Consider the following 19,726-nt stretch of genomic DNA (forward strand, 5'->3'; position numbering starts at 1 on the left):
CAATTATTCATTCTTAATTATTAATTATTAATTCAAAAACTTAGGCGTCTTTCCGTACGATGCTGGCCGACATTTCGGCTTCCATTACCACTTTGCCGTTGACGAAGGCCTGGCCGCGCATCTTGGCAATGCCGCGCTTGATGGGGGAAATCAGCTGGCACTTGAAGATGATGGTGTCGCCGGGCTTCACCATGCGGCGGAAGCGGCAGTTTTCGATGCCGAGGAAGTAGGTCCAGTAATTTTCCGGGTCGGGCACGGTGTTCAGCACGAGGATGCCGCCGGTTTGGGCCATGGCCTCAATCTGCAGCACGCCGGGCATCACCGGGTTGCCGGGGAAGTGGCCGGGGAAAAACGGCTCGTTCATCGTCACGTTCTTCACGCCCGTCACCGTAGTGGCGTCGAGGTGAATAATCTTGTCGATGAGCAGGAAAGGGTAGCGGTGGGGCAGGACGGCGGCAATCTGGTTGATGTCCAGCACCGGCGGCCGCGAGGGGTCGTACTGCGGCACCGGGGAGGAGTCCACCTCCAGCATCTTCTTCTTGATCTTCTTGGCGAAGGCCACGTTGGCCGCGTGGCCGGGGCGGGCCGCCAGAATCTGGCCTTTGAGCGGGCGGCCCACCAGGGCCAGGTCGCCCACCACGTCGAGCAGCTTGTGACGGGCCGGCTCGTTTTTGTGGCGCAGGTCCACGTTGTTGAGGATGCCTTCCTTCTTGACGGCCACTTTGGGCTTGCCCAGCATGGTGGCCAGCTCGCCCAGCTCCTCCTCACTCACCACGCGGTCCACCACCACAATGGCGTTCGACAAATCCCCGCCCTTGATGAGGTTCGACTTGTAAAGCGCCTCCAGCTCGTGCAGAAAGCAGAAAGTGCGCGAGGCGGCAATGTCGTCCTGAAACTGGGTGATGTTCGTGAGGGAGGCGTGCTGCGAGCCGAGCACCGGCGAATTGTAGTCCACCATCACCGTCACGCGGTAGTCGTTGAGCGGCAAAGCGGCCAGCTCCACGCCGCGCGAGTGGTCGACGAAGCGGATTTCGTTCGGAATTTCGAAGTAGTTGCGCAGCGCGTTCTGCTCCTCCAGGCCCACCGTCTGCAGCGCCTCGATGAAGGGCAGCGAGGAGCCGTCCATGATGGGCGGCTCGGGCCCGTCGAGCTGAATCAGCACGTTGTCGATTTGCAGGCCCACCAGGGCGGCCAGCGTGTGCTCTACGGTGTTGACGCGCGCCCCGTTCTGCTCGATGGTGGTGCCGCGGGAGAGGTCCACCACGTTGTCCACGTCGGCATCGACGGTGGGCTGCCCGTCCAGGTCGATGCGCTGGAACTTGAAGCCGTGGTTGACCGGGGCGGGGCAGAAGGTCATGGTGGCCTGTACGCCCGTGTGCAAGCCCACGCCGCTCACGGTGACCGGGGCCTTAATCGTATGCTGTTTGTCGAACATGGTGTCAGTAGGGAGTCGGCCGCGGTCGGTTGTCGGTGGCCGGTTCGTGGCATCAAGGGCCCGTAAGCCCCGCCAACCGACAACTCCCAACTGATAACTGCCAACAATCGGCCCGCAAAGCTATGACTTTTCCGGCGCGTCTGACTTCTCCTGGGCCCGTTCGAGCTTGAGCAGGCGGCGTTCCAGCTCGGGCAAATGGCGGAACACGGCGTTGGCCCGCAGCGAGTCGCGCAGGTTGAAGGCCGGGGCGCCCTGCACGAATTGGCCTTCTTCCTTGATGGATTTGCCCACGCCCGACTGGGCCGTGACGGTGGTGCGGTCGGCCAGGGTGATGTGCCCGACGATGCCGACCTGCCCGGCCAGCACGCAGTAATTGCCGATTTTGGTGGAGCCCGAAATGCCCGACTGCGAAGCCACCACCGTGTGCCGGCCGATTTCCACGTTGTGGGCAATCTGCACCAGGTTGTCGATTTTGGCGCCCTCCCGGATGATGGTCGAGCCCATGGTGGCGCAGTCGATGGTGGCGTTGGCGCCGATGCTCACGTTGTCTTCCAGCACCACGTTGCCGATCTGCGGAATGGGCCGGTAGGAGCCGTCGGGCTGCGGCGCGAAGCCGAAGCCGTCGGAGCCGATGACCGCGCCGGCGTGCACCACGCAGCGGGCCCCGATAACGGTATCGGCGTAGATTTTGGCCCCGGCGTAGATAATCGTCCCGTCGCCGATGCGGCACCGGTCGCCGATGGTGGCGTGGGGGAAGATGAGCACGCCGCGCCCGATCTGGCAGTTTTCGCCCACGTAGCTGAAGGCCCCGCGGTAGCCCTCGTCGCCGATTTCGGAGTTCGAGCCCACGAAGCTGGGCTGCTCCACGCCGCGCTTGCCGGCGCGGGTAAACTGCTGGTAGAACTCCAGCAGCTGCGTGAAGCCCAGGTAAGGGTCGTCCACCCGGATCAGGGCGGCTGCCACCGGCTGCTTCAGCTCCAGCGTCTTGCTCACGATAACCGCCGAGGCGCCCGTGGTATACAGGTGCGGCTCGTACTTGGGGTTCGACAAGAACGCCACGGCGCCCTCGCGGGCTTCTTCGATTTTGGCGAGCCGGTCGACGCGCCGGGAGGCCTCGCCCTCCACCGTGCCGTTCAAAACGCCCGCAATCTGGCCTACCGTAAATTCCATAGGCGGCAAAAGTATGGGGTCTTGGGGAATTGGGGTCTTAGGGGCTTGGTATAACAAGGGTAACCGAACAATCCCAAGCCCCTAAGACCCCAAGCTCCCAAGGCCCTAATGCATGATTTCCTTGGGGTAGCAGACGTAGTATTTCTCCACGCGCTTGCTCAGGGAGCTGATGTTGGGCAGGTCCGAGGCCTGGGCCACGTCGATGACGTGGCCGCGCTTGGTCAGCACGTTGATGGCGTCTTCGCCCGAGGTATCGTAGGCGTGGTTGCTGATGCGGCCCACAATCATCAGGGCGGCCGCTTCGTCCAGCGGCAGCTTGAAGTAGTCGGCAATCAGCTCGGTGATGCCCAGCTTGAAATCCTCGTCGATGGGGGCGTTGTCGAGGGTGATTTTGAACAGGTGGCGGTCCAGGATGCAGCGGGCCATGAATGACAGGACAAAGTCCGGGTGCGCGGCCCAGCTCTTGATGGCCGACCACACATCGGTGTCGTCGAGGCGCACGAAGCGCTGGATGATGGCCGGGTCATCCTCAAAGTCGAGCATGCGCACCGGGTTCATCAGGAAGTAGCCCAGCTCGGGCGAAGCCGACACGGACACGCCCGCGCGGGCCAAATCCCGGGCGCGCTCCATGATGCGGATGACCATCTGCTCGGCACTGGTCACGGCCTTGTGCATGTACACCTGCCAGTACATCACGCGGCGGCTCACCAGGAAGTTCTCGATGCTGTACACCGCTTTTTCCTCCAGCACCAGCCGCTCGTCGGGGCTGACGGTGAGCATCTTGATGAGGCGGTCGGCGCCGGGCTGGCCCTCCTTCACGCCCGAGTAGAACGAGTCGCGGTTGAGGTAGTCGAGCCGGTCCATGTCCAGCTGGCTGCTGACCAGCTGGTGGAAGAACGGGCGCGGGTAGGAGCCCTGGAAGATGTCGATGGCCAGCTGCAGGCGGCCCTGGAACTCCTGGTTCAGCAGCTCCATCAGGTGCAGGGAAATCTGCTCGTGCGGCACGTCCTCGAACAGGGCGTGCTCGAGGGCGTGGGAGAGGGGGCCGTGGCCGATGTCGTGCAGCAGAATGGCAATCTGGGCCGCCTCGCCTTCCTGGGCCGTGATGCGCACGCCCTTGTCCTTGAGCGTGCGCAGGGCCAAGCTCATCAGGTGCATGGCGCCCAGCGCGTGGTGAAAGCGCGTGTGCAGGGCGCCGGGGTACACAAAATCCGTCAGGCCGAGTTGCTTGATACGTCGCAGGCGCTGAAAGTAGCGGTGCTCGATGAGGTCGAAGATTAGCTCGGTCGGGACGCTGACGAACCCGTAGACCGGGTCGTTCAGGATTTTTCGCTTGTTCATTTAGGGGTCTTGGGGGCTTAGGGTCTTGGGGGCTTGGTTGTTTATGAGGCCCCTTCACTGACCTTCTGTGCGACCCTTGATTGTGGTGTAGTAGGCGCTAAGCATTTTACGTAGGCGCACAATATCGGCCGATAACGTTTCAAATTCGGCGGCCGAAAGATAATCCAAGCCCTGCGCTAGGAGCGCCTGCGACTCCAGCTCACTGGCCGACCCCATCGCAATGACCAAAAACCGAAGTAGTTCGGCCGGCGACTCGCGCCCGCAGCCTTCGGCCAAGTTGTGGGGTACGGAAGCTGCTGCCCGGCGCATCTGGCTGGTCAGGCCAAACAGTTCTTCTTTCGGAAAGCCCCGTGTGATGCGGTAAACGGCCAGCGTGACGTCGAAGCCCTGCTGCCAGACGTGCAGTTTCCGAAAATCGAACATGGTTTTTAGGGTCTTAGGGGCTTGGGGTCTTGGGGGCTTGGGTTTTGGGGGCTTGGGGTTGTTCTAGGGCCGGGACGCCTGAAATTGTTTCGGGCTCCTGAAGGCTTGGGTTCGTTACAGGGCCCCAGGCGGATTGAACATCAACCAAGACCCTAAGTCCCCAAGACCCTAAGACCCCATAAACCAAGCCCCCAACAAGATTGCTTAGTTTTGGCCGCTGCCGATGGGTGGTGCCCAAATTTTCCACAACCCTATTCACCATAAAGGGAGTAAAGCAGCGTTGAGCCCACCGGGCCCGACTTTAGGGCCGTAGTGCTGATGCCGTCAGGGCCGGCATGCATCCAAGACCCTAAGCTCCCAGGAACCTGCACCTGTAACGCTGGCCGGGCAGTTGGTGCGCCCAAGACCCTAAGCTCCCAAGACCCCAAGACCCCAACCACATGCAACGCTACAACATCCTCTGGGCCGACGACGAAATTGACCTCCTGAAGCCGCACATCCTGTTCCTGAAAGAGCGGGGCTACGACGTGACGGGCGTCAACTCCGGCGCCGACGCCATCGACGAGGTACAGGAGAAAAACTACGACCTGGTCTTCCTCGACGAGAACATGCCCGGCATTACCGGCCTCGAAGCGCTGTCGGAAATCAAGGCCGCCAAGCCCACCTTGCCGGTGATTATGATTACCAAGAGCGAGGAGGAGCACATTATGGAGGAAGCCATCGGCTCCAAGATTGCCGATTACCTCATCAAGCCCGTCAACCCCAACCAGATTCTGCTGTCGGTGAAGAAGGTGCTCGACAACAAGCGCCTCGTCTCCGAAAAAACCAACAGCTCGTACCAGCGCGACTTCCGCCAGCTGGGCATGCAGCTCTCCGACCGCCTCTCGCCCGCCGAGTGGGCCGACGTGTACAAGAAGCTGACCTACTGGGAGCTGGAAATCAACGAGACGGAGGGCAAGAGCATGGCCGACGTCTTCAACATGCAGAAGGACGAGGCCAACACCTACTTCGGCCGCTTCATCACCGAAAACTACGAGGACTGGGTCAACGGCGACGACAAGGACGCCCCGCTCATGTCGCACCAGCTGTTCAAGGAGCGCGTGTTCCCGCTGATGAAGCAGACCGGCGACACCCCGGTATACTTTGTGCTCATCGACAACCTGCGCTACGACCAGTGGAAGGTGCTGGAGCCCATCATTGCCGATATGTTCACGGTGGACACCGAGGAAATGTACTACTCCATTCTGCCCACCACCACGGCCTACGCCCGCAACGCCATCTTCTCGGGCATGATGCCCGGCGAGATTCAAAAGAAATACCCCAACCTGTGGGTGTGGGACGACGACGACGAGGGCAAAAACCTGCACGAGGCCGAGTTCATGGAAATCAACTTCCAGAAGAACAACCAGAAGCAGAAGTACAGCTACAACAAGGTGACTAACCTGCAGGCCGGCAAGGATTTGCTGGGCAAAATGAGCAACCTGCACAACAACTTCAAGCTCAACGTCATCGTCTACAACTTCGTGGACATGCTCTCGCACGCCCGCACCGACATGGCCATGATTCGGGAGCTGGCGGCCGATGAGTCGGCGTACCGCTCGATTACCCGCTCGTGGTTTCTGCACTCCCCGCTCTACGAGATGCTGCAGCAGATTGCCGACAAGAAGGGCAAGCTCATCATCACCACCGACCACGGCACCATTCGCTGCAAGCGGCCCTACAAAATCGTGGGCGACCGGAACACCAACACCAACCTGCGCTACAAGCACGGCAAGAACCTGGGCTTCGACGAGAGCCGGGACGTGTACGTGGTGCGCAAGCCGGAGCGCGTGTTTCTGCCCCGCGAAAACGTGTCGACGGCCTACGTCTTCACCGTGGGCGACTATTTCTTCGCCTACCCCAACAACTACAACTACTACGTGAACTTTTACAAGGACACCTTCCAGCACGGCGGGATTTCCCTGGAGGAGTGCATCATTCCCTACATCACGCTCAGCCCGAAAGGGGCGTAGGGTGCTCCGCCGACCCAACAAAAAAAGCCCGCCAGTCCGGCGGGCTTTTTTTGTTGGGTCGGCGAAGGTGCCGCTACTTCATGTACACGGCCAACTGCGCCTGCAGCATATCGGGGCGCACCCGCAGCCGGGTTTGGTGGGAGGCAGTATGAGCCGAGCCGTCGGCGTCGCGGTAGCTGTACGTGGACTCCAGGTAGTAGCGCTCCGGGGTTTGGGGCCGGGTGTAGAGCAGGGTAATTTCCAGCAGGCGCCGCGGCAGCATCAGCCCGATGCCGCCCTGAAGCCCGGCCACTATTCGGCCGCCGTTCGACTCCTGGTACGGGTCGGCTGCGGTGAGCCGCACCCCGGGTTCCAGGAAAACGGTGACGTCGCTGGCTTTTTCGTCCCAGTACGTATCCACGCCCACGTACGGGCGCAGGATGCCCTGCACCCACAGCGCGTCGTTGCAGCGTACCACCCGGTTCAGGCCCACCGGCAGCAGCAGCTCCCGCGTCACTTTCTCCCAGGTGCTTTTGGCCACCAGTGAGGGTAGTCCGGAATGGCCCGGGCTCCACATCCGCTCGTAAAGGGTGTGGTCCGTGTGGTACTGCGCCAGCCCGGGGGCCAGGTCCACAAACCACTGCCGCCCCAGCGGGTAGCGCAGCCGCACCCCCAATACGACGCCGACATTGGAGCGGGCCAAGGGGTCGAGATAGGTGCCCGCGGTGATAGGGCCGGAGGTGCGCTTGTGGTTGAACACCACGCCGGGGCCGCCCGTGATGGCGAAATGGAATTTCTGCGCCTGAAGCGGTTGAGCCAATAGGCTGACCAGCCAAATTGTCAGAGACAAGGTTCTCACATGCATGACGCCGACCACTTACGGATTTATGGGATACGTCATCTGGTAGTCGTAGCGGACGCCGTTGTCGACAACGTAATGGTTGGAGGTCAAAGAACGCATTAGTAAGCCGTAAGGCCGACCAATGTTGTAGTCATGCTTTACTTTATCATCATTCGTGTCATTATCCCGGCGGCAGCCAAAGCTGGTTGGACCAAGAGCCGTACAGGAAGCGCCCGACGGTTGTCCCTGAAAATTGATAAACGACCCACAGATTTCAGCCCCGATACTGGCCACGTTGTAGTCTTGCCACCTGTTGTTGCGCTTTCTGAAGGATTTTGTTTTTACCCCTACGTAGCGGTATAGAGGGTAGCAAGTGGCCCAAATGACGCTTTTAAACTTCTTGTCATTATTGGTTCCAAAGTCTCTCTCGTCGCCTCGTTCGTGTATGGTAAATCCCGGTTTTTTACAGTTTATTTTAGGTACGACCACTCGGTACGGCGCCGACTGCAGGATGCAGCCCTGTGGGTTGCGTACGGTCAGTACCACAAAATACTCTTCGTCCTCATCGGAATTCGGGTAAGTATGGATGAAGGTAGGCGACGTGATGCGGCGGGCGGGTTCGATGATGCTGTGGTCGCCGTAGTCCCACTGGTACGTGTAGGTAGCATTGACCTGTTGCAGCGTGAACGTCAAAGTTTGCTCGTTGACGCTATGTGTGAATGATACTGCGCTGCTGGGAATCGAAGTAGAGCAGGCAGCATTTGGCGTACGCACCACGCGCAGGGTGGAACCAGTGCACTGCACCCCGCGCACAGTCACCGTCACGGTGTAGGCGCCTTCGGTGGCGTACGTGTGGCCGGGAGCCATTTGGTTGGAAGTGGTGCCGTCGCCAAAATCCCAAGCATAAGTGGCACCGGCGTAGCGGTTGATAGGGTCGAACTCGTAGTAACGGCTGCTTACCCTCCTGACGGTAAAATCGGAGCAGCCGCCTACTTCGGCCACCGTCGGAAACAGCGTGTGTAATTTTACCGTGGCCCGCGCAAAAAAACCGGGATTATCGGCGTGATAATCGTCAAGCGCAGCCCAGTCGTTGTCGGTAATTTCGATGTACTTGCTCTCGGTGGGGAAAATATAGATAGTGTTGCCAATCTTGTACTCGCCTTTGTCGTTCAGAAACGTGCGCAGCAAATCATCGGCGATGAAATGATTATCCGGGTCATTGTCTGCATTCCAGGTGCCGGCGGCCATCAACTCATGGCGTTGCTCCTCAACAACAGAGCGTAGCGAGCGATACGCTGGAAACTTGCTTTCAAAATGCACCAGCTCGCCATCCTCAGTAATGACAGAATCCGTAGAAACCACGTCGGGGTATGCGTGGCCTTTGTCTTCTTCAACGAGTTGTTGGCGAATTCTGGTTAAGTCTTCTTCGCTGTCAAACACGAGCATTCCGTGCTCGGTGTGCACACCGCTGAATTCGGCGTTCTGAGTGCCTACTATACCTTGTTGATTCCCCCCCCCCCAGTTTCTCCTCTTTCTCGCATCCTACCAGCCACATACCTCCCAGAACCAGCAACAAAAATTTTGTCTTCATCGGAAAAATACAGTGAAAATGAATAGAAAAGCTTGGAGCATATGAGGCGCGTAGCCTCTCGTCTCGCAGGATGTACCTGCCGGAATGCTTGAATAGGCAATAGTAAATTGAAGGTGAGGATACGTCGGGTAAGGTAGTATAAAAACATGGTATTTTCCCAAGAGGTTTAAAAATAACTTGTTGCAGCCGGGCCGTGTTGGGGGGCTCAGCAGCCGCGCTGCTACTGCCGCCGCCGGCGCCGCTCCGTCTCGATGAGCAGGGCGCCGTTTTTGGCCGCCGGCCCGAAGCGCTTCACCGCCTCGGCCGGCTCCAGCTCCCGCAGCCCGATGATATCCTCGGCCGGCGGCGTGTCCACCGAGTCGGGGAGGGGCTGGCCGTTCACCACGCGCAGCGGGCCGCGCCAGCGCAGGGGCGTGTAAAAGGTTAGGGCCGCCGGCACCGCCCGGTAGGCCCGCGCCTGGCCTTCCACCACTTCGTTGTCGTCGGGAGGGGCGCCGGGGGGCAACTGGGCCAGGCAGGCAGCGCCGGGCAGCAGCAGGGCCGATAGCAGGAGAAGTTTCATGGGCGTCGGGCTGTTCGGGCTACGAAAAGTCTCAAGGCCTAATATAGACGCCGGCCGCTACACCAGGATTGCATCAGCGGTTCAATTGTTTAGGGGCTGCCGCCCCGGCCGGGTGGGGCCGCCGGCGGTGCGGGGCCCCGGGGCGGAGTATCTTGCGGCCACACCCCACCTAAGCGTATGCATTCGATTTTACCCGACCCCGCCAGCTTCCGCGTCAACGGCCGCCTGTGGATTGAAGGCCCCCAGGACCGGTTTCTCGGCATCGGCCGGCTGGAGCTGCTGCAGCACATTCAGCGGCTGGGCTCGATTTCCAAGGCCGCGCAGGCCATGAATATGTCCTACAAGCGGGCCTGGGAGCTGGTTAGCTCCATGAACGCGCAGGCCCGGGAGCCGCTGGTGAGTACCCAGACCGGCGGGCCCCAGGGCGGCGGCGCCCGGCTTACGGCCGCCGGCGAGCAGGCCGTGGCGGAGTTCGATGCGCTGCAGGCGCGGTTTCAGGCCTTCGTGGAGGCCGAAACGGCGCGGCTGCGCGGCTAAAGGGCAACCCCGGCGACCAGGCTGCGTTATGTCGGCTCGGAAACAACGGGCTGGCCCGCCGGCCATCTGAGGGCGGGCAAGGCTGGCTCGGCTTCCCGGCGCCGTCTGCGCGGACGGCGCCGCCGCGCTCCTCTAACCGCTCGGTGCATGCCTTTACCCTTACGCTGGTTGCGGCCCGTGGCCGTCGTGTCCTGTTTGGCCGTCCTGCCGCCCGCCGCCGCGCGGGCCCAGACCACCGCGCCGTCCGCCCGCCCCGCCGCCGCGCCCGACACGGCCCGGCGCGCCCCCATCGGCCTGGGCGAGGTGGTGGTGACGGCCTCCCGGGTGGAAGAAAGCATCCTTCAGTCGCCGGTGACGGTGGAGAAGCTAGGGCCCCGGGCGTTGCGCCTGACACCGGCGCCCTCGTTTTTCGACGCCATCGAGGCCGTGAAGGGCGTGCAGGTTATTACGCCCAGCCTGGGCTTCAAGGTCATCAACGCCCGGGGCTTCACCAACACCACCAATGTGCGCTTCGCCCAGCTCGTCGACGGGGTGGACAACCAGGCCCCGCACATCGGCGGGCCGATTGGCAACGCGCTTGGACCAAATGATTTGGACATTCAGGCGGTGGAAATCTTGCCGGGCACTGCCGCCGCGCTCTACGGGCTGAATGCCATCAACGGGCTGGCCAACTTCACCACCCGCAACCCCTTCGACTCGGAGGGGCTGAGCCTGCAGCAGAAGACCGGCGTGAACCACCTGGGCGGCGCCGGCCGCGGGGGCCGGCTGTTCTCCGAAACCAGCCTGCGCTACGCCCGGCGGCTGGGCGCGAAGTGGGCGTTCAAGGTCAACGGCGGCTACACCCGCGGCTACGACTGGGTGGCCGACGACCCGACCGACCTCTACGCCCAGGGCAACGCCTCGGCCGGGCTGCCCGGTGGGCCTACGAACCCGGCCTACGACCCGGTCAGCGGCTACGGCAACGAATCCTCCAACCGCACCACCCTCACGCTGGGCGGCAAAAGCTACGCCGTGGCCCGCACCGGCTACCGGGAGGCGGAGGTGGTGGACTACCGCCTGCGCAACCTGCGGGCCGACGCCGCTCTGCACTTTCGCCCGCGTACCGGCGTGGAGCTGGCCTACACCTACCGCGTGGCCGGCCTCGACAACGTGTACCAACGCTCCAACCGCTTCCGCCTCGACGGCTATACCCTGCAGCAGCACGCGCTGGCCCTGACCACGCCGGTGCTGCAGGCCCGCGCCTACTTCACCCGCGAAAACACCGGCCGCAGCTACAACCTGCGCTCCGCCGCCGAAAACCTCGACCGCAGCTTCAAGCCCGACGCGCAGTGGTACCAGGACTACGCCGCGGCCTGGAACGCCGCCACCCAGGCCGGGCAGTCGGTGCCCGCGGCCCACGCCGCCGCCCGCACGGCCGCCGACGCCGGCCGCCTGCAGCCCGGCACGCCCGCGTTTGAGGCCCGGCTGCGGGAGCTGGCCGACATCAACAACTGGGACCAGGGTGCGGCCCTGCGCGTGCGCGCCGACCTGCTGCACGCCGAGACGCAGCTGGATGTGGCCCGGGCGCTACGCCAGCAGCTGTGGCCCGCGCTGCCCGGCGCTGTGGACCTGCGCGCCGGCCTCGACCACCGCAGCTACGTCATCCAGCCCGACGGCAATTACTTCATCAACCCCCGGCCGGGCCAGGACCAGTTCAGCCCGCTGGTGTACGGCAAGACCGGCGGCTTCGTGCAGGCTGGGGCGCGGCTCTGGCAGCAGCGCCTGCGCCTCACCGCCACCCTGCGCGCCGACAAGAACGACTACTTCCGCACCCGGTTCAATCCGCGCCTGACGGCGGTGCTGTCGCCCACGCCCCGGCACCACTTCCGGCTGAGCTACCAGAGCGGCTACCGCTTCCCCAGTCTGTTCGAGGGCTTTTCGAACGTGAACAGCGGGCAGGTCAAGCGCATCGGCGGGCTGCGGGTGATGTCGAGCGGGGTGTTCGAAAGCAGCTACCTGCGCAGCAGCATCGACCAGTTCAACGCCGCCGTCACGGCCGCCATCAACGCCGACGCCAGCGGGGCCTCGGCGGCCGAGAAGCGGCGCGTGGCCATCCTCAACAACCAAAGCCTGCTGCGCCCGAACCCCTACACTTACCTGCGGCCCGAGTTTATCCGCTCCCTGGAGCTGGGCTACAAGGCGGCCCTGCTGCCCGGCGGCCGCCTGCTCGTCGACGTGGACTTCTACTACAACCGCTACCGCGACTTCATTGCCCAGGTGGAAGCCTACGTGCCCCTGGATGCTGCCGGCCAGCCCCTCGGCCCCGACGCGTCTATCAATACCGTGGCTACAGCCCTGAATGCCCGCGCCACCCAGGCCCGCTACCGCCTCTGGACCAACTCCCAGAGCCAGGTGAGCAACTTCGGCGGCTCCGTGGGCCTGCGCTACGAGCTGCCCGCGGGCCTGCTGGCCGGGGCCAACGCCACCCACGCCCGCCTGCGCCGCACCGAGTCGGGCGACGGGCTGGAAGACGGCTTCAACACCCCGCGCTGGATCTACAACCTCAGCCTGGGCCACGATGAACTGCCCCACGGCCTGGGCTTCGGGCTGAACTACCGCTGGCAGCAGCGCTACTACTCCCAGACCTTCCTGGTGTCGGGCTACGTGCCCGCCTATCACACCCTCGACGCCCAGCTGAGCTACGCCGTGAAGCAGCCCGACCTGCGCCTGAAGCTCGGCGCCACCAACCTGCTCAACCGCTACTACGCGTCCTACCTCGGCGGCCCGAGCATCGGCGGCCTGTACTACCTTACGGTGACGTACGGGCTGAACTGATAAAGCAATGCGCTACTGCTGCGGACTGGTAATACTGGGTGTAATAGCGGCCTGCCGCGCCGAAAAGCCCGCGTTGACTGCCCCGGTAACCACCGAAGCCGCGCCGCCGCCCGACCAGGACACCGTAGCCATCCTGTCCTACGACAAGACCAACGAGTACTTCTACTGGGACGACCGGAAGGCGCGGTTTGGCGACGCCACCCACCTTGAGCTGACACCCCGGGATTTGGCCCTGGTCGATTCGCTGCTGCGGCAGAGCGTGGCGGCCTGGAACGCCTATCAGCGGCAGCACGGCTACACCGGCCCGCCGCTGAACCCGAACGGTTACAAGCGGCAGCTGCTGGCCGTCGTCACCCCGGCGGGGGAGAAGCTCGTCTGGGTGAACTGGCTGTGCGAAGCGTCCGACACGCGTTGGAAGCAGACCGTCATCCAGGTGTCGGACGGTGGCGACTGTTACTTTAACGTGCAGCTGAACCTAAGCCGGCGGAGCTGGGAGGAAGTCAGCGTGAACAGCAGCGCATAGGTTACGCTGCCCGTGGCAACGGAAAAGCCGGCCCCCGACGGCAATAAGCGCGTCAGTGGCCGGCTTTTCGCAGGGCCCGTCGAAGCCGGGCTACCGGACTGGTGTATGCTTCTCACTTCACTCACCAAATGGTCGTTGCGTCGGGGGTAGGTGCGGGTTTCTCACTTCACTCACCGTACTCGGGGCGCATTGCCGGTAGCCTGGCCTCGACGGGCCGTGGGGCTGCTAGGGGCGGGCGGCTAGCCGTTGCTGCCGCCGCCCTGCTTCTGGTCGTCGTTCTGGATGCTCTTCTTGGGGCGGCTCGGGCCGTTGTCCATTTTGCCGAAGCGGTAGAAGAAGCTCACGCGGATCTGCCGGTTGTAGAAGTACGAGTTGTTCTCGTAGTCGAAGCGCGGCGAGGTCAGCTCGTTGCGGAAGGCCAGCTTGCCGTTGAAGGGGTTGATGACCGACACCACGATGTTGGCTTTCTTATCCCAGAACTCCTTTTTAGCCCCCAGGCTGTAGACGCGGTAGCCCGAGGCGCGGCCCTGCAAGGTCACCTGCCGGGAGTTGAAGTAGCCGAAGAACTGCGCGCTCCAGCCTTTCTCGAACTGCCAGCCCGAGTTCAGGTTCAGGTTGAACATCGTCCCGCCGTTCGACAGGCCCAGCGCCGGGCTGCTCACCTGCCGCCAGTACACGTTCACGTTGCCGCTGATGTTCCACTTGGGCGTGAGCTTGGTGGAGCCGAAGGCGGAGAGGCCGTAGTTCGAGTTCCGGGCCAGGTTGCGGTAGGTCGTGTACAGGATGCGCGTCGTGTCGGGCGTGGCCAGCAGCTCCGAGCCGGGCACCAGCCGGGCCACGCTCTCGATGGCGTTGTTGGTCTGCCGCCAGTAGCCCGAAAACGTCACCGAGCTTTTCTTGATGAAGGTCACGTAGCTCAGCTCGTAGGCATCGGTCAGCTCCGCGTCCAGGTTCGGGTTGCCCGACGAGACGTTGCGCCGGTCGGCCGAGTTGATGTAGGGGTTCAGAAACCAGATGCCCGGCCGCTGAATGCGCCGCGAGTAGCTGGCCTTCAGCGTGTGGTCGGGCGTGATGGTCCAGGAGGCCTGCAGGTTGGGCGCCAGGTTGGTGTAGGCGGTGCGCAGCTGCGTGCCGGTGCTGCGGAACTCGCCCACGATGCGCGTGTGCTCCAGGCGGGTGCCGCCCTTGAAGTTCCACTTCTTGCCCAGCGCGAAGCCGTAGGAAGCGTAGCCGGCGTACACGTCCTGGTCGTAGCCGAATTCGTTGGAGCGCAGCGGCACCGGCCGGTAGCCCCGCCCGTCCAGCACGGTGTCGGCCTCCACGCGGTAGTCGCTGTCGACGTGGCGCAGGATGGTTTTCAGGCCCGTTTCCAGCGTCTGGGTGCTGTCGAGGGGCTGCACGTAGTCGGCCTGCAGGGTGATTTCGCGGTTGCGGTTGTCGTTGCGGGCCTGCTCGCGGTAGTCCAGGAACTCGGCCCGCGTCTGGTCGAGCTGGTAGCGCTGCCGCCCCACGTTCAGGCTGTAGAGGCCCAGCAAACTCAGCTCCTGCCGGGGCTTGGTGAACTGCTTGGTGTAGCCCAGGTTCACGTCCACGTTGCCATTATGGTCGCGCGTGTCGATGGCGCGGTCGTAGTCGTCGATGAGCAGCGGCGTGCCGTCGTCGGTGCGAAACAGGCGGTAGTCGGTGGCCTGCGTGCGGTCGTTCACGAAGCCGCGGTAGTTGCCCTGCACCCCGAAGCTGAGCACGTCCTTGGGCGTCAGGTCGTAGTCGAGGCCCAGCTGCCCCCAGGTGCCCCAGCCCATATTGGTGAAGCGCCCGGACTGGTCCAGCTGGCTCTGGGTGTTGTCGGAGAGGTAGTCGGTGCGGCGCGTCACGTTGCGGGCCAGGTTATAGAACGGGTTCACGCCCAGGCCGCTGCTAAGGCCCAGCTTGCCGCGGCGCCGGTTCAGGTTGCCCCCGATGTAGGCGTTGCGGTTGCTGATGCCGACGTTGGTGTTGCCGTTCAGGCCCTCCAGGTTGTTCTTTTTCAGAATGATGTTCACCACGCCCGCCGTGCCTTCGGCGTCGTACTTGGCTGAAGGGCTGGTAATGACTTCCACCGACTTAATCTGGTCGGCCGGAATCTGCTTGAGCGCCTCGGCCAGGTTGGTGGCCAGCAGAGTGGAGGGCTTGCCGTTGATGAGCACCCGGATGTTCGAGGAGCCGCGCAGCTGCAGGTTGCCCTCCAGGTCCACGGTCAGCAGCGGGGCCTTCTGCAGCACGTCGGCCGCGGTGCCGCCCGAGTTGGTCAGGTCCTTTTCGGCGTTGTAGACGAGGCGGTCCACCTTGCTTTCCACCAGCTCCCGCTCCCCGGTCACCTTCACCTCGCCCAGCTGGGTGGTGGCCGCGGCCAGCAGCACCGGCGGCAGCTGCACCGCGGGCTGGGCGGCCGTCACCGTCACCGCCACCCGCTGCGGCTGGTAGCCCACGAAGCTCACCGCCAGCGTGTACTCGCCCACCGGCACATTGGCCAGCACAAACTCACCTTTCTCGTCGCAGGCGCCGGCCAGCACGGCTTTTTCCGAGCCGGCCGCCAGCAGGGCCACCGTGGCAAACTCCACCGCCTGCTTGCTGGCCGCGTTCTGCACCACGCCCGTGATGCGGCCCGCCGCCTTGGCCGTAGCCGCGCCCGGGGCCGCCGTGGTCTGCGCCGCCAAGGGGGCCGCGGCCGTCAGCAGCAGGCCCAGGGCCAGGCCCGCGCGGCGGCCCGTCGCGGGCGCCGAAAGCCGGAGAAAGGTAGTCGGTGTTGTCATCGCTGGTCGGGGTGACGGTGGTACGAATGTTTTCGTATAATCTGGTCGGCAACTCGCGCATGGTCACTGACCGAGGGCGAAAAGGTTACCGGAAAGGGCGGGGAGAATTTGCGCGGCGCGGACTGGGGCGGGACGGCGCCGCGGGCCGAATTCAGCACAAAGACCAGTAAGCATCAGCCCCGTTGCATATTATCAACGAATATTTTCGTATATAGCTTAATCTATTGATTTGTAGTAAGTAAAAATTTTGTCCGGCAGAAGTCGTTGGGCTTCCCGAACGATGTAGCGCGGGCTTCAGCCCGCGTACGCCAGGTCGGTGTCGTTCAAGCGTACGCGGGCTGAAGCCCGCGCTACATTCCAGCGGCGCCGTTCTTGAAAACGCTATAGTTGGCTAATGACTTCCTGCGCAGGAAACTGCTATAGAACTCGAAAAAGCAGGAGGTGAGGCCGCATCCCGCGTAGCCTCACCTCCGGTTTTGACGGCCACCATGCACGCGGAGCCGGCCTTAGTTGCCGCCGGCCCGGCGCTTCTCATCCTCGGCCCCGCCGCCGCGACGCTTGCTCTGCGCCACCTTGTCGTTGCCGAAGCGGTAGCTCAGCGACAGCGTCACCACCCGCGACTCGTAACGCTGGAAAAACCGCTCCCCGTAGTTGTCGAAGGCCACCGTCGAGCGGGTTTTGTTGGTGAAGAAGATGTCCGTGGCGTTCAGCTTCACCGTGGCTTTGTTGTGCCACAGCGCCTTCTGCACGCCCACCGACACCTGCCCCTGCCCGCGCCCCACGAAGTAGGCGTAACGGTTGGGCGAGTCGTAGTTGGCGTTGAGGTCGGCCTTCCAGTCGTGGCCCAGCACGAAGGTGCTGTTGGCGCTGAGGTTAAAGGCCGGGCGGCCGGCGTTCAGCTGGGTGCCGGCCAGGTTGCCCACGAAGCGGCTGTAGTAGGCCACCCCGTTCAGGTACACGTTCCACCACTTGGCTATTTCCACCGGCGCGGTCAGGGTCAGGGCGTAGTTGTACTGCCGGTCCAGGTTATCCGTGGTCGATACCACCGCCTGCCCGCCCTCCGGCGCCGGCTGCACCGTGCCCACGATGGGGTTGGTGGTAATGGCGTAGCTCAGCCCCACGCTGTACTTCTGGCGGAAGGTGTGGGTCAGCTCAAAGTTGTAGCTGGTCTGCGGCAGCAAATCCTGGTTGCCCGCCCCGTAGGTGGTCGGGTTGATGTAGCTGCGGAAGGGGTTCAGCTGCCCGTAGGAGGGCCGGTCGATGCGGCGGCTCAGCGACAGGCTCGTCTCGTTTTTGTCCGAAAAGCTGTGCTTTACAGCGGCCGAGGGAAACAGCTGGAAGTAGTGCCGGTCGAAGCGGCCCGAGTCGGCCTCGGGCCGGCCGATGGCGTTGGTCTGCTCCCCGCGCAGGCCGGCCTGCAGCGTCCACTGCGGCAGGGTTTTGCTCACGCTCACGTAGCCGGCAATGATGTTTTCGTCGTAGCGGAAGCGGTTGGAGCGGTCCGGGTCGCGCACCAGCTCGTCGATGGCGCCGGTGCGGACCGGCTTCATAAACAGCAGGTCGTTGTCCGACAGCACCCAGCTGACTTTGCTGCCCGCCTCCAGCCGGGCGGTCTTGCTCAGCGGCCGGGTGTAGTCGGCCTTCACCGACTGGATGGTGAGGTCGTTGCGCTGGTCGCTGGTGAGGCGGTCCAGCAGTTCGGCCGGCCGGGTGTAGCGCGTGTCGAGCAGCTGGCCGCGGCGCGAATCGTAGCGGGCGTAGTCGGCGTCGGCCGTCAGCTCGTGCTGGCCCAGGGAGTCCTGGAAGGTGTGGCGGAAGTTGGCGTTGAGCGCGTAGTTGGGCAAATCCCCGTCGCGCAGGTTCACCGACTGGTACCGCTCCGTCAGGCGCCCGTCGGCCGCGTACGATTCCACGTCGTTGCGGCCCCGGCTGTCGGTTTTCAGGGCCAGGCCGTTGGCCACCACGCCCAGCACGGTACGCTCCGAGAGGTTGTAGTCGAGGCCGGCTTTCCAGGCGTGGGAGCGGCCGTGGCCGACGCCCTCGTTGTCGAGAAACGAGCGGCTGTCCAGGATTTTCTGCCCGCCCTCGGAGCGGTAAAACTCCCGGTTGATGGTCAGCGCGTTCCAGTTGCGGCGGTCGGCAAAGGTGTAGTTGCCGAACACGTTCAGGTTTTTGCGGCGGTGGTTCAGCGTCAGGCCCGTCGTGAGCTTGCCGTAGCGCCCGTAGCCGTAGCTGATGTTGTAGGAGCCGTTGGTGCCCAGCTTCTGGTCCTTTTTCAGATTGATGGCAATGATGCCGGCCCCGCCCTGGGCGTCGTACTTGGCCGGCGGGTTGGTTATCAGCTCGATGTTCTTCACCTGGTCGGCGGGCAGGGCGCGCAGGTAGTCGGCCAGCTCCGTGCCGGTCATGGGCTGCCGCTTGCCGTCGATGAGCACCAGCAGGCCCTGCCGGCCGCGCAAAGCCAGGTTGTCGTTGCCGTCCACCGTCACGCCCGGCGAGCGGCGCAGCACGTCCAGGGAGGTGTTGCCGGCCGAAAGCGGGGAGTTTTCCACGTTCACCACGGTGCGGTCGGCCAGGCGCTCAAACTGCGGTTTCTGGCCCACCACCTGCACCTCCTTGAGCTGGGTGGCTTGGCTGGCCGTCAGCGTCAGGGCCGGCAGCGTCACCCGCTCGGCGCCCAGCTCAAAGGCCCGCGACCATTGCCGCTCAAAGCCCACCTGCGAAGCCGACACCAGGTACTGCCCGCCGGTCGCCTGCTCAAACTGAAACTGCCCCTTCTCGTCGCTGAACTCGGTCTTAACGACGGTGGAGTCCTTGGCGCGGTGCAGGGTCACGGTGGCGTAGTCGACGGGGGCGCCGGCGGCGGTGCGCACCGCCCCGCCCACGGCAGTCGGGGCCTGGGCAAAAACGGCTGGCGTCAGCCCCAGGCCCGAGAGCAGGAGCAGAGCGGTGCGCGGCAGGGAGTAAGAAGTTTTCATAGCTGAGAAAGGCTGGAACAAGGGCAGGGAGAAAAGCAGGGGCTGGGCCAGCGGCCGGCCGCGCAGGGTGAATGTTGTCTTACGAACAAATTCGTAGTAAACGTACGAACGTTTTCGTATTTTCAAAAGGTCAGGTTGAAAAAGCGCGTGGCGGCGCGCCACGGGGGGAAATCAGGGGCCCGGGGTAGGGGTGCAGTTCAGGGCGATGCGCTCCAGCACGGGCCGCAGCAGGGCCAGCTCCTCCTCGCTGACGCCGGCCAGGGCCAGGGCGCGGTTTTGCAGCACGATGGGCTGCACCGCGTCGAGGATGCGGTGGCCCTCTTCGGTCACGCGCAGCTGGGAGCGGCGCCCGTCGTGGGGCAGGGGCACGGCCGACACGAGGCCGCGGCGGGTGAGCAAAGCCAGGATGCGGGCCACCGAAGCCTGGTCCTTGAACACGCGCTCGGCAATGTCGTGCTGGGTCAGGTCGTCGTGCTCCAGCAGCACCCGCAGCACCAGCCACTGGTCGATGGTGATGTCGAGGCCCGCCCGGTCGATGGTGGCCTGGGCCATGCGCCGGTAGCTGCGGATGGCCCGGTCGAGCGAGTAGAAAATGATGGAGGAAAGCACGGTGGAGGCGGTTTGGGCGAAAGACTATGACATGTCATAGAAGTTGCAGGGGCGCGGAAATTTTGAGCGGGGAAGCTGGCAAGCAGGAGCGGGGGCCGGGGCGGCTTGTCCGGTTTTGG

At 63.6% G+C, this 19,726-nt stretch carries 14 protein-coding genes; 4 read left to right on the plus strand and 10 right to left on the minus strand.

The genetic code is table 11. From position 1 onward, the window contains the following. Positions 1-40: 40 nt before the first annotated feature. From EJV47_RS05620 to EJV47_RS05635, 4 genes are all read right to left on the minus strand, one after another. The gene (locus EJV47_RS05620) at positions 41-1,435 is read right to left on the minus strand and encodes a bifunctional UDP-3-O-[3-hydroxymyristoyl] N-acetylglucosamine deacetylase/3-hydroxyacyl-ACP dehydratase (RefSeq protein ID WP_126692147.1); all 1,395 of its coding nucleotides are present in this window, start codon (positions 1,433-1,435) and stop codon (positions 41-43) included. 120 nt (positions 1,436-1,555) lie between these two features. Next, positions 1,556-2,605, minus strand: a complete 1,050-nt coding sequence (gene lpxD / locus EJV47_RS05625) for a UDP-3-O-(3-hydroxymyristoyl)glucosamine N-acyltransferase (protein WP_126692148.1) — start codon at positions 2,603-2,605, stop codon at positions 1,556-1,558. Between the two features lie 105 nt (positions 2,606-2,710). Next, positions 2,711-3,946, minus strand: a complete 1,236-nt coding sequence (locus EJV47_RS05630; protein ID WP_126692149.1) for an HD domain-containing protein — start codon at positions 3,944-3,946, stop codon at positions 2,711-2,713. Positions 3,947-4,000: 54 nt separating this feature from the next. Then, entirely contained in the window at positions 4,001-4,369 is a 369-nt protein-coding gene (locus EJV47_RS05635; RefSeq protein WP_126692150.1) for a four helix bundle protein, read from the minus strand. Positions 4,370-4,809: 440 nt separating this feature from the next. On the opposite strand from EJV47_RS05635, the gene porX reads away from it, so the two are divergent. Continuing rightward, on the plus strand, positions 4,810-6,381 hold the full coding sequence (gene porX, locus EJV47_RS05640; protein ID WP_126692151.1) for a T9SS response regulator signal transducer PorX: 1,572 nt from the start codon (positions 4,810-4,812) through the stop codon (positions 6,379-6,381). A 73-nt stretch (positions 6,382-6,454) separates the two neighbouring features. Here the strand turns inward: porX and EJV47_RS05645 are convergent, their stop codons facing one another. The 3 genes from EJV47_RS05645 to EJV47_RS05655 form a co-directional block, all read right to left on the minus strand. Then, a complete protein-coding gene (locus EJV47_RS05645) occupies positions 6,455-7,180 on the minus strand; it encodes a hypothetical protein (protein WP_126692152.1) in 726 nt (241 codons plus the stop codon). A gap of 57 nt (positions 7,181-7,237) precedes the next feature. After that, positions 7,238-8,665, minus strand: coding sequence for a PKD domain-containing protein (locus EJV47_RS05650; protein ID WP_207895832.1), 1,428 nt, complete (start codon positions 8,663-8,665; stop codon positions 7,238-7,240). A gap of 347 nt (positions 8,666-9,012) precedes the next feature. Then, the gene (locus tag EJV47_RS05655) at positions 9,013-9,354 is read right to left on the minus strand and encodes a hypothetical protein (RefSeq protein WP_126692153.1); all 342 of its coding nucleotides are present in this window, start codon (positions 9,352-9,354) and stop codon (positions 9,013-9,015) included. A 177-nt stretch (positions 9,355-9,531) separates the two neighbouring features. Between EJV47_RS05655 and EJV47_RS05660 the strand changes: the two genes are divergently transcribed. From EJV47_RS05660 to EJV47_RS05670, 3 genes are all read left to right on the plus strand, one after another. Continuing rightward, complete coding sequence (locus EJV47_RS05660) at positions 9,532-9,891, plus strand: winged helix-turn-helix domain-containing protein (RefSeq protein ID WP_126692154.1); 360 nt, start codon at positions 9,532-9,534, stop codon at positions 9,889-9,891. A gap of 147 nt (positions 9,892-10,038) precedes the next feature. Continuing rightward, complete coding sequence (locus EJV47_RS05665) at positions 10,039-12,705, plus strand: TonB-dependent receptor (protein ID WP_126692155.1); 2,667 nt, start codon at positions 10,039-10,041, stop codon at positions 12,703-12,705. 7 nt (positions 12,706-12,712) lie between these two features. Continuing rightward, positions 12,713-13,228 (plus strand): hypothetical protein, encoded by a 516-nt coding sequence (locus EJV47_RS05670; protein ID WP_126692156.1) that lies wholly within the window; start codon positions 12,713-12,715, stop codon positions 13,226-13,228. Between the two features lie 239 nt (positions 13,229-13,467). Here the strand turns inward: EJV47_RS05670 and EJV47_RS05675 are convergent, their stop codons facing one another. The 3 genes from EJV47_RS05675 to EJV47_RS05685 form a co-directional block, all read right to left on the minus strand. After that, complete coding sequence (locus EJV47_RS05675; protein WP_126692157.1) at positions 13,468-16,020, minus strand: TonB-dependent receptor; 2,553 nt, start codon at positions 16,018-16,020, stop codon at positions 13,468-13,470. Positions 16,021-16,526: 506 nt separating this feature from the next. Continuing rightward, positions 16,527-18,998: a TonB-dependent receptor gene (locus tag EJV47_RS05680; RefSeq protein WP_126692158.1), complete on the minus strand. Its 2,472-nt coding sequence runs from the start codon at positions 18,996-18,998 to the stop codon at positions 16,527-16,529. A 171-nt stretch (positions 18,999-19,169) separates the two neighbouring features. Next, on the minus strand, positions 19,170-19,607 hold the full coding sequence (locus EJV47_RS05685; RefSeq protein ID WP_126692159.1) for a MarR family winged helix-turn-helix transcriptional regulator: 438 nt from the start codon (positions 19,605-19,607) through the stop codon (positions 19,170-19,172). Positions 19,608-19,726: the final 119 nt, after the last annotated feature.

It is taken from the genome of Hymenobacter gummosus (assembly GCF_003970915.1).
Taxonomy (GTDB): domain Bacteria; phylum Bacteroidota; class Bacteroidia; order Cytophagales; family Hymenobacteraceae; genus Solirubrum; species Solirubrum gummosum.

Bases quoted from the DNA above. Each gene is read 5' to 3' on its own strand.
- EJV47_RS05660 (WP_126692154.1), top strand. From the start codon at position 9,532: ATGCATTCGATTTTACCCGACCCCGCCAGCTTCCGCGTCAACGGCCGC.
- EJV47_RS05670 (WP_126692156.1), top strand. From the start codon at position 12,713: ATGCGCTACTGCTGCGGACTGGTAATACTGGGTGTAATAGCGGCCTGC.
- EJV47_RS05630 (WP_126692149.1), bottom strand. From the start codon at position 3,946: ATGAACAAGCGAAAAATCCTGAACGACCCGGTCTACGGGTTCGTCAGC.
- EJV47_RS05620 (WP_126692147.1), bottom strand. From the start codon at position 1,435: ATGTTCGACAAACAGCATACGATTAAGGCCCCGGTCACCGTGAGCGGC.
- EJV47_RS05635 (WP_126692150.1), bottom strand. From the start codon at position 4,369: ATGTTCGATTTTCGGAAACTGCACGTCTGGCAGCAGGGCTTCGACGTC.
- EJV47_RS05655 (WP_126692153.1), bottom strand. From the start codon at position 9,354: ATGAAACTTCTCCTGCTATCGGCCCTGCTGCTGCCCGGCGCTGCCTGC.
- lpxD (WP_126692148.1), bottom strand. From the start codon at position 2,605: ATGGAATTTACGGTAGGCCAGATTGCGGGCGTTTTGAACGGCACGGTG.
- porX (WP_126692151.1), top strand. From the start codon at position 4,810: ATGCAACGCTACAACATCCTCTGGGCCGACGACGAAATTGACCTCCTG.
- EJV47_RS05680 (WP_126692158.1), bottom strand. From the start codon at position 18,998: ATGAAAACTTCTTACTCCCTGCCGCGCACCGCTCTGCTCCTGCTCTCG.
- EJV47_RS05665 (WP_126692155.1), top strand. From the start codon at position 10,039: ATGCCTTTACCCTTACGCTGGTTGCGGCCCGTGGCCGTCGTGTCCTGT.
- EJV47_RS05675 (WP_126692157.1), bottom strand. From the start codon at position 16,020: ATGACAACACCGACTACCTTTCTCCGGCTTTCGGCGCCCGCGACGGGC.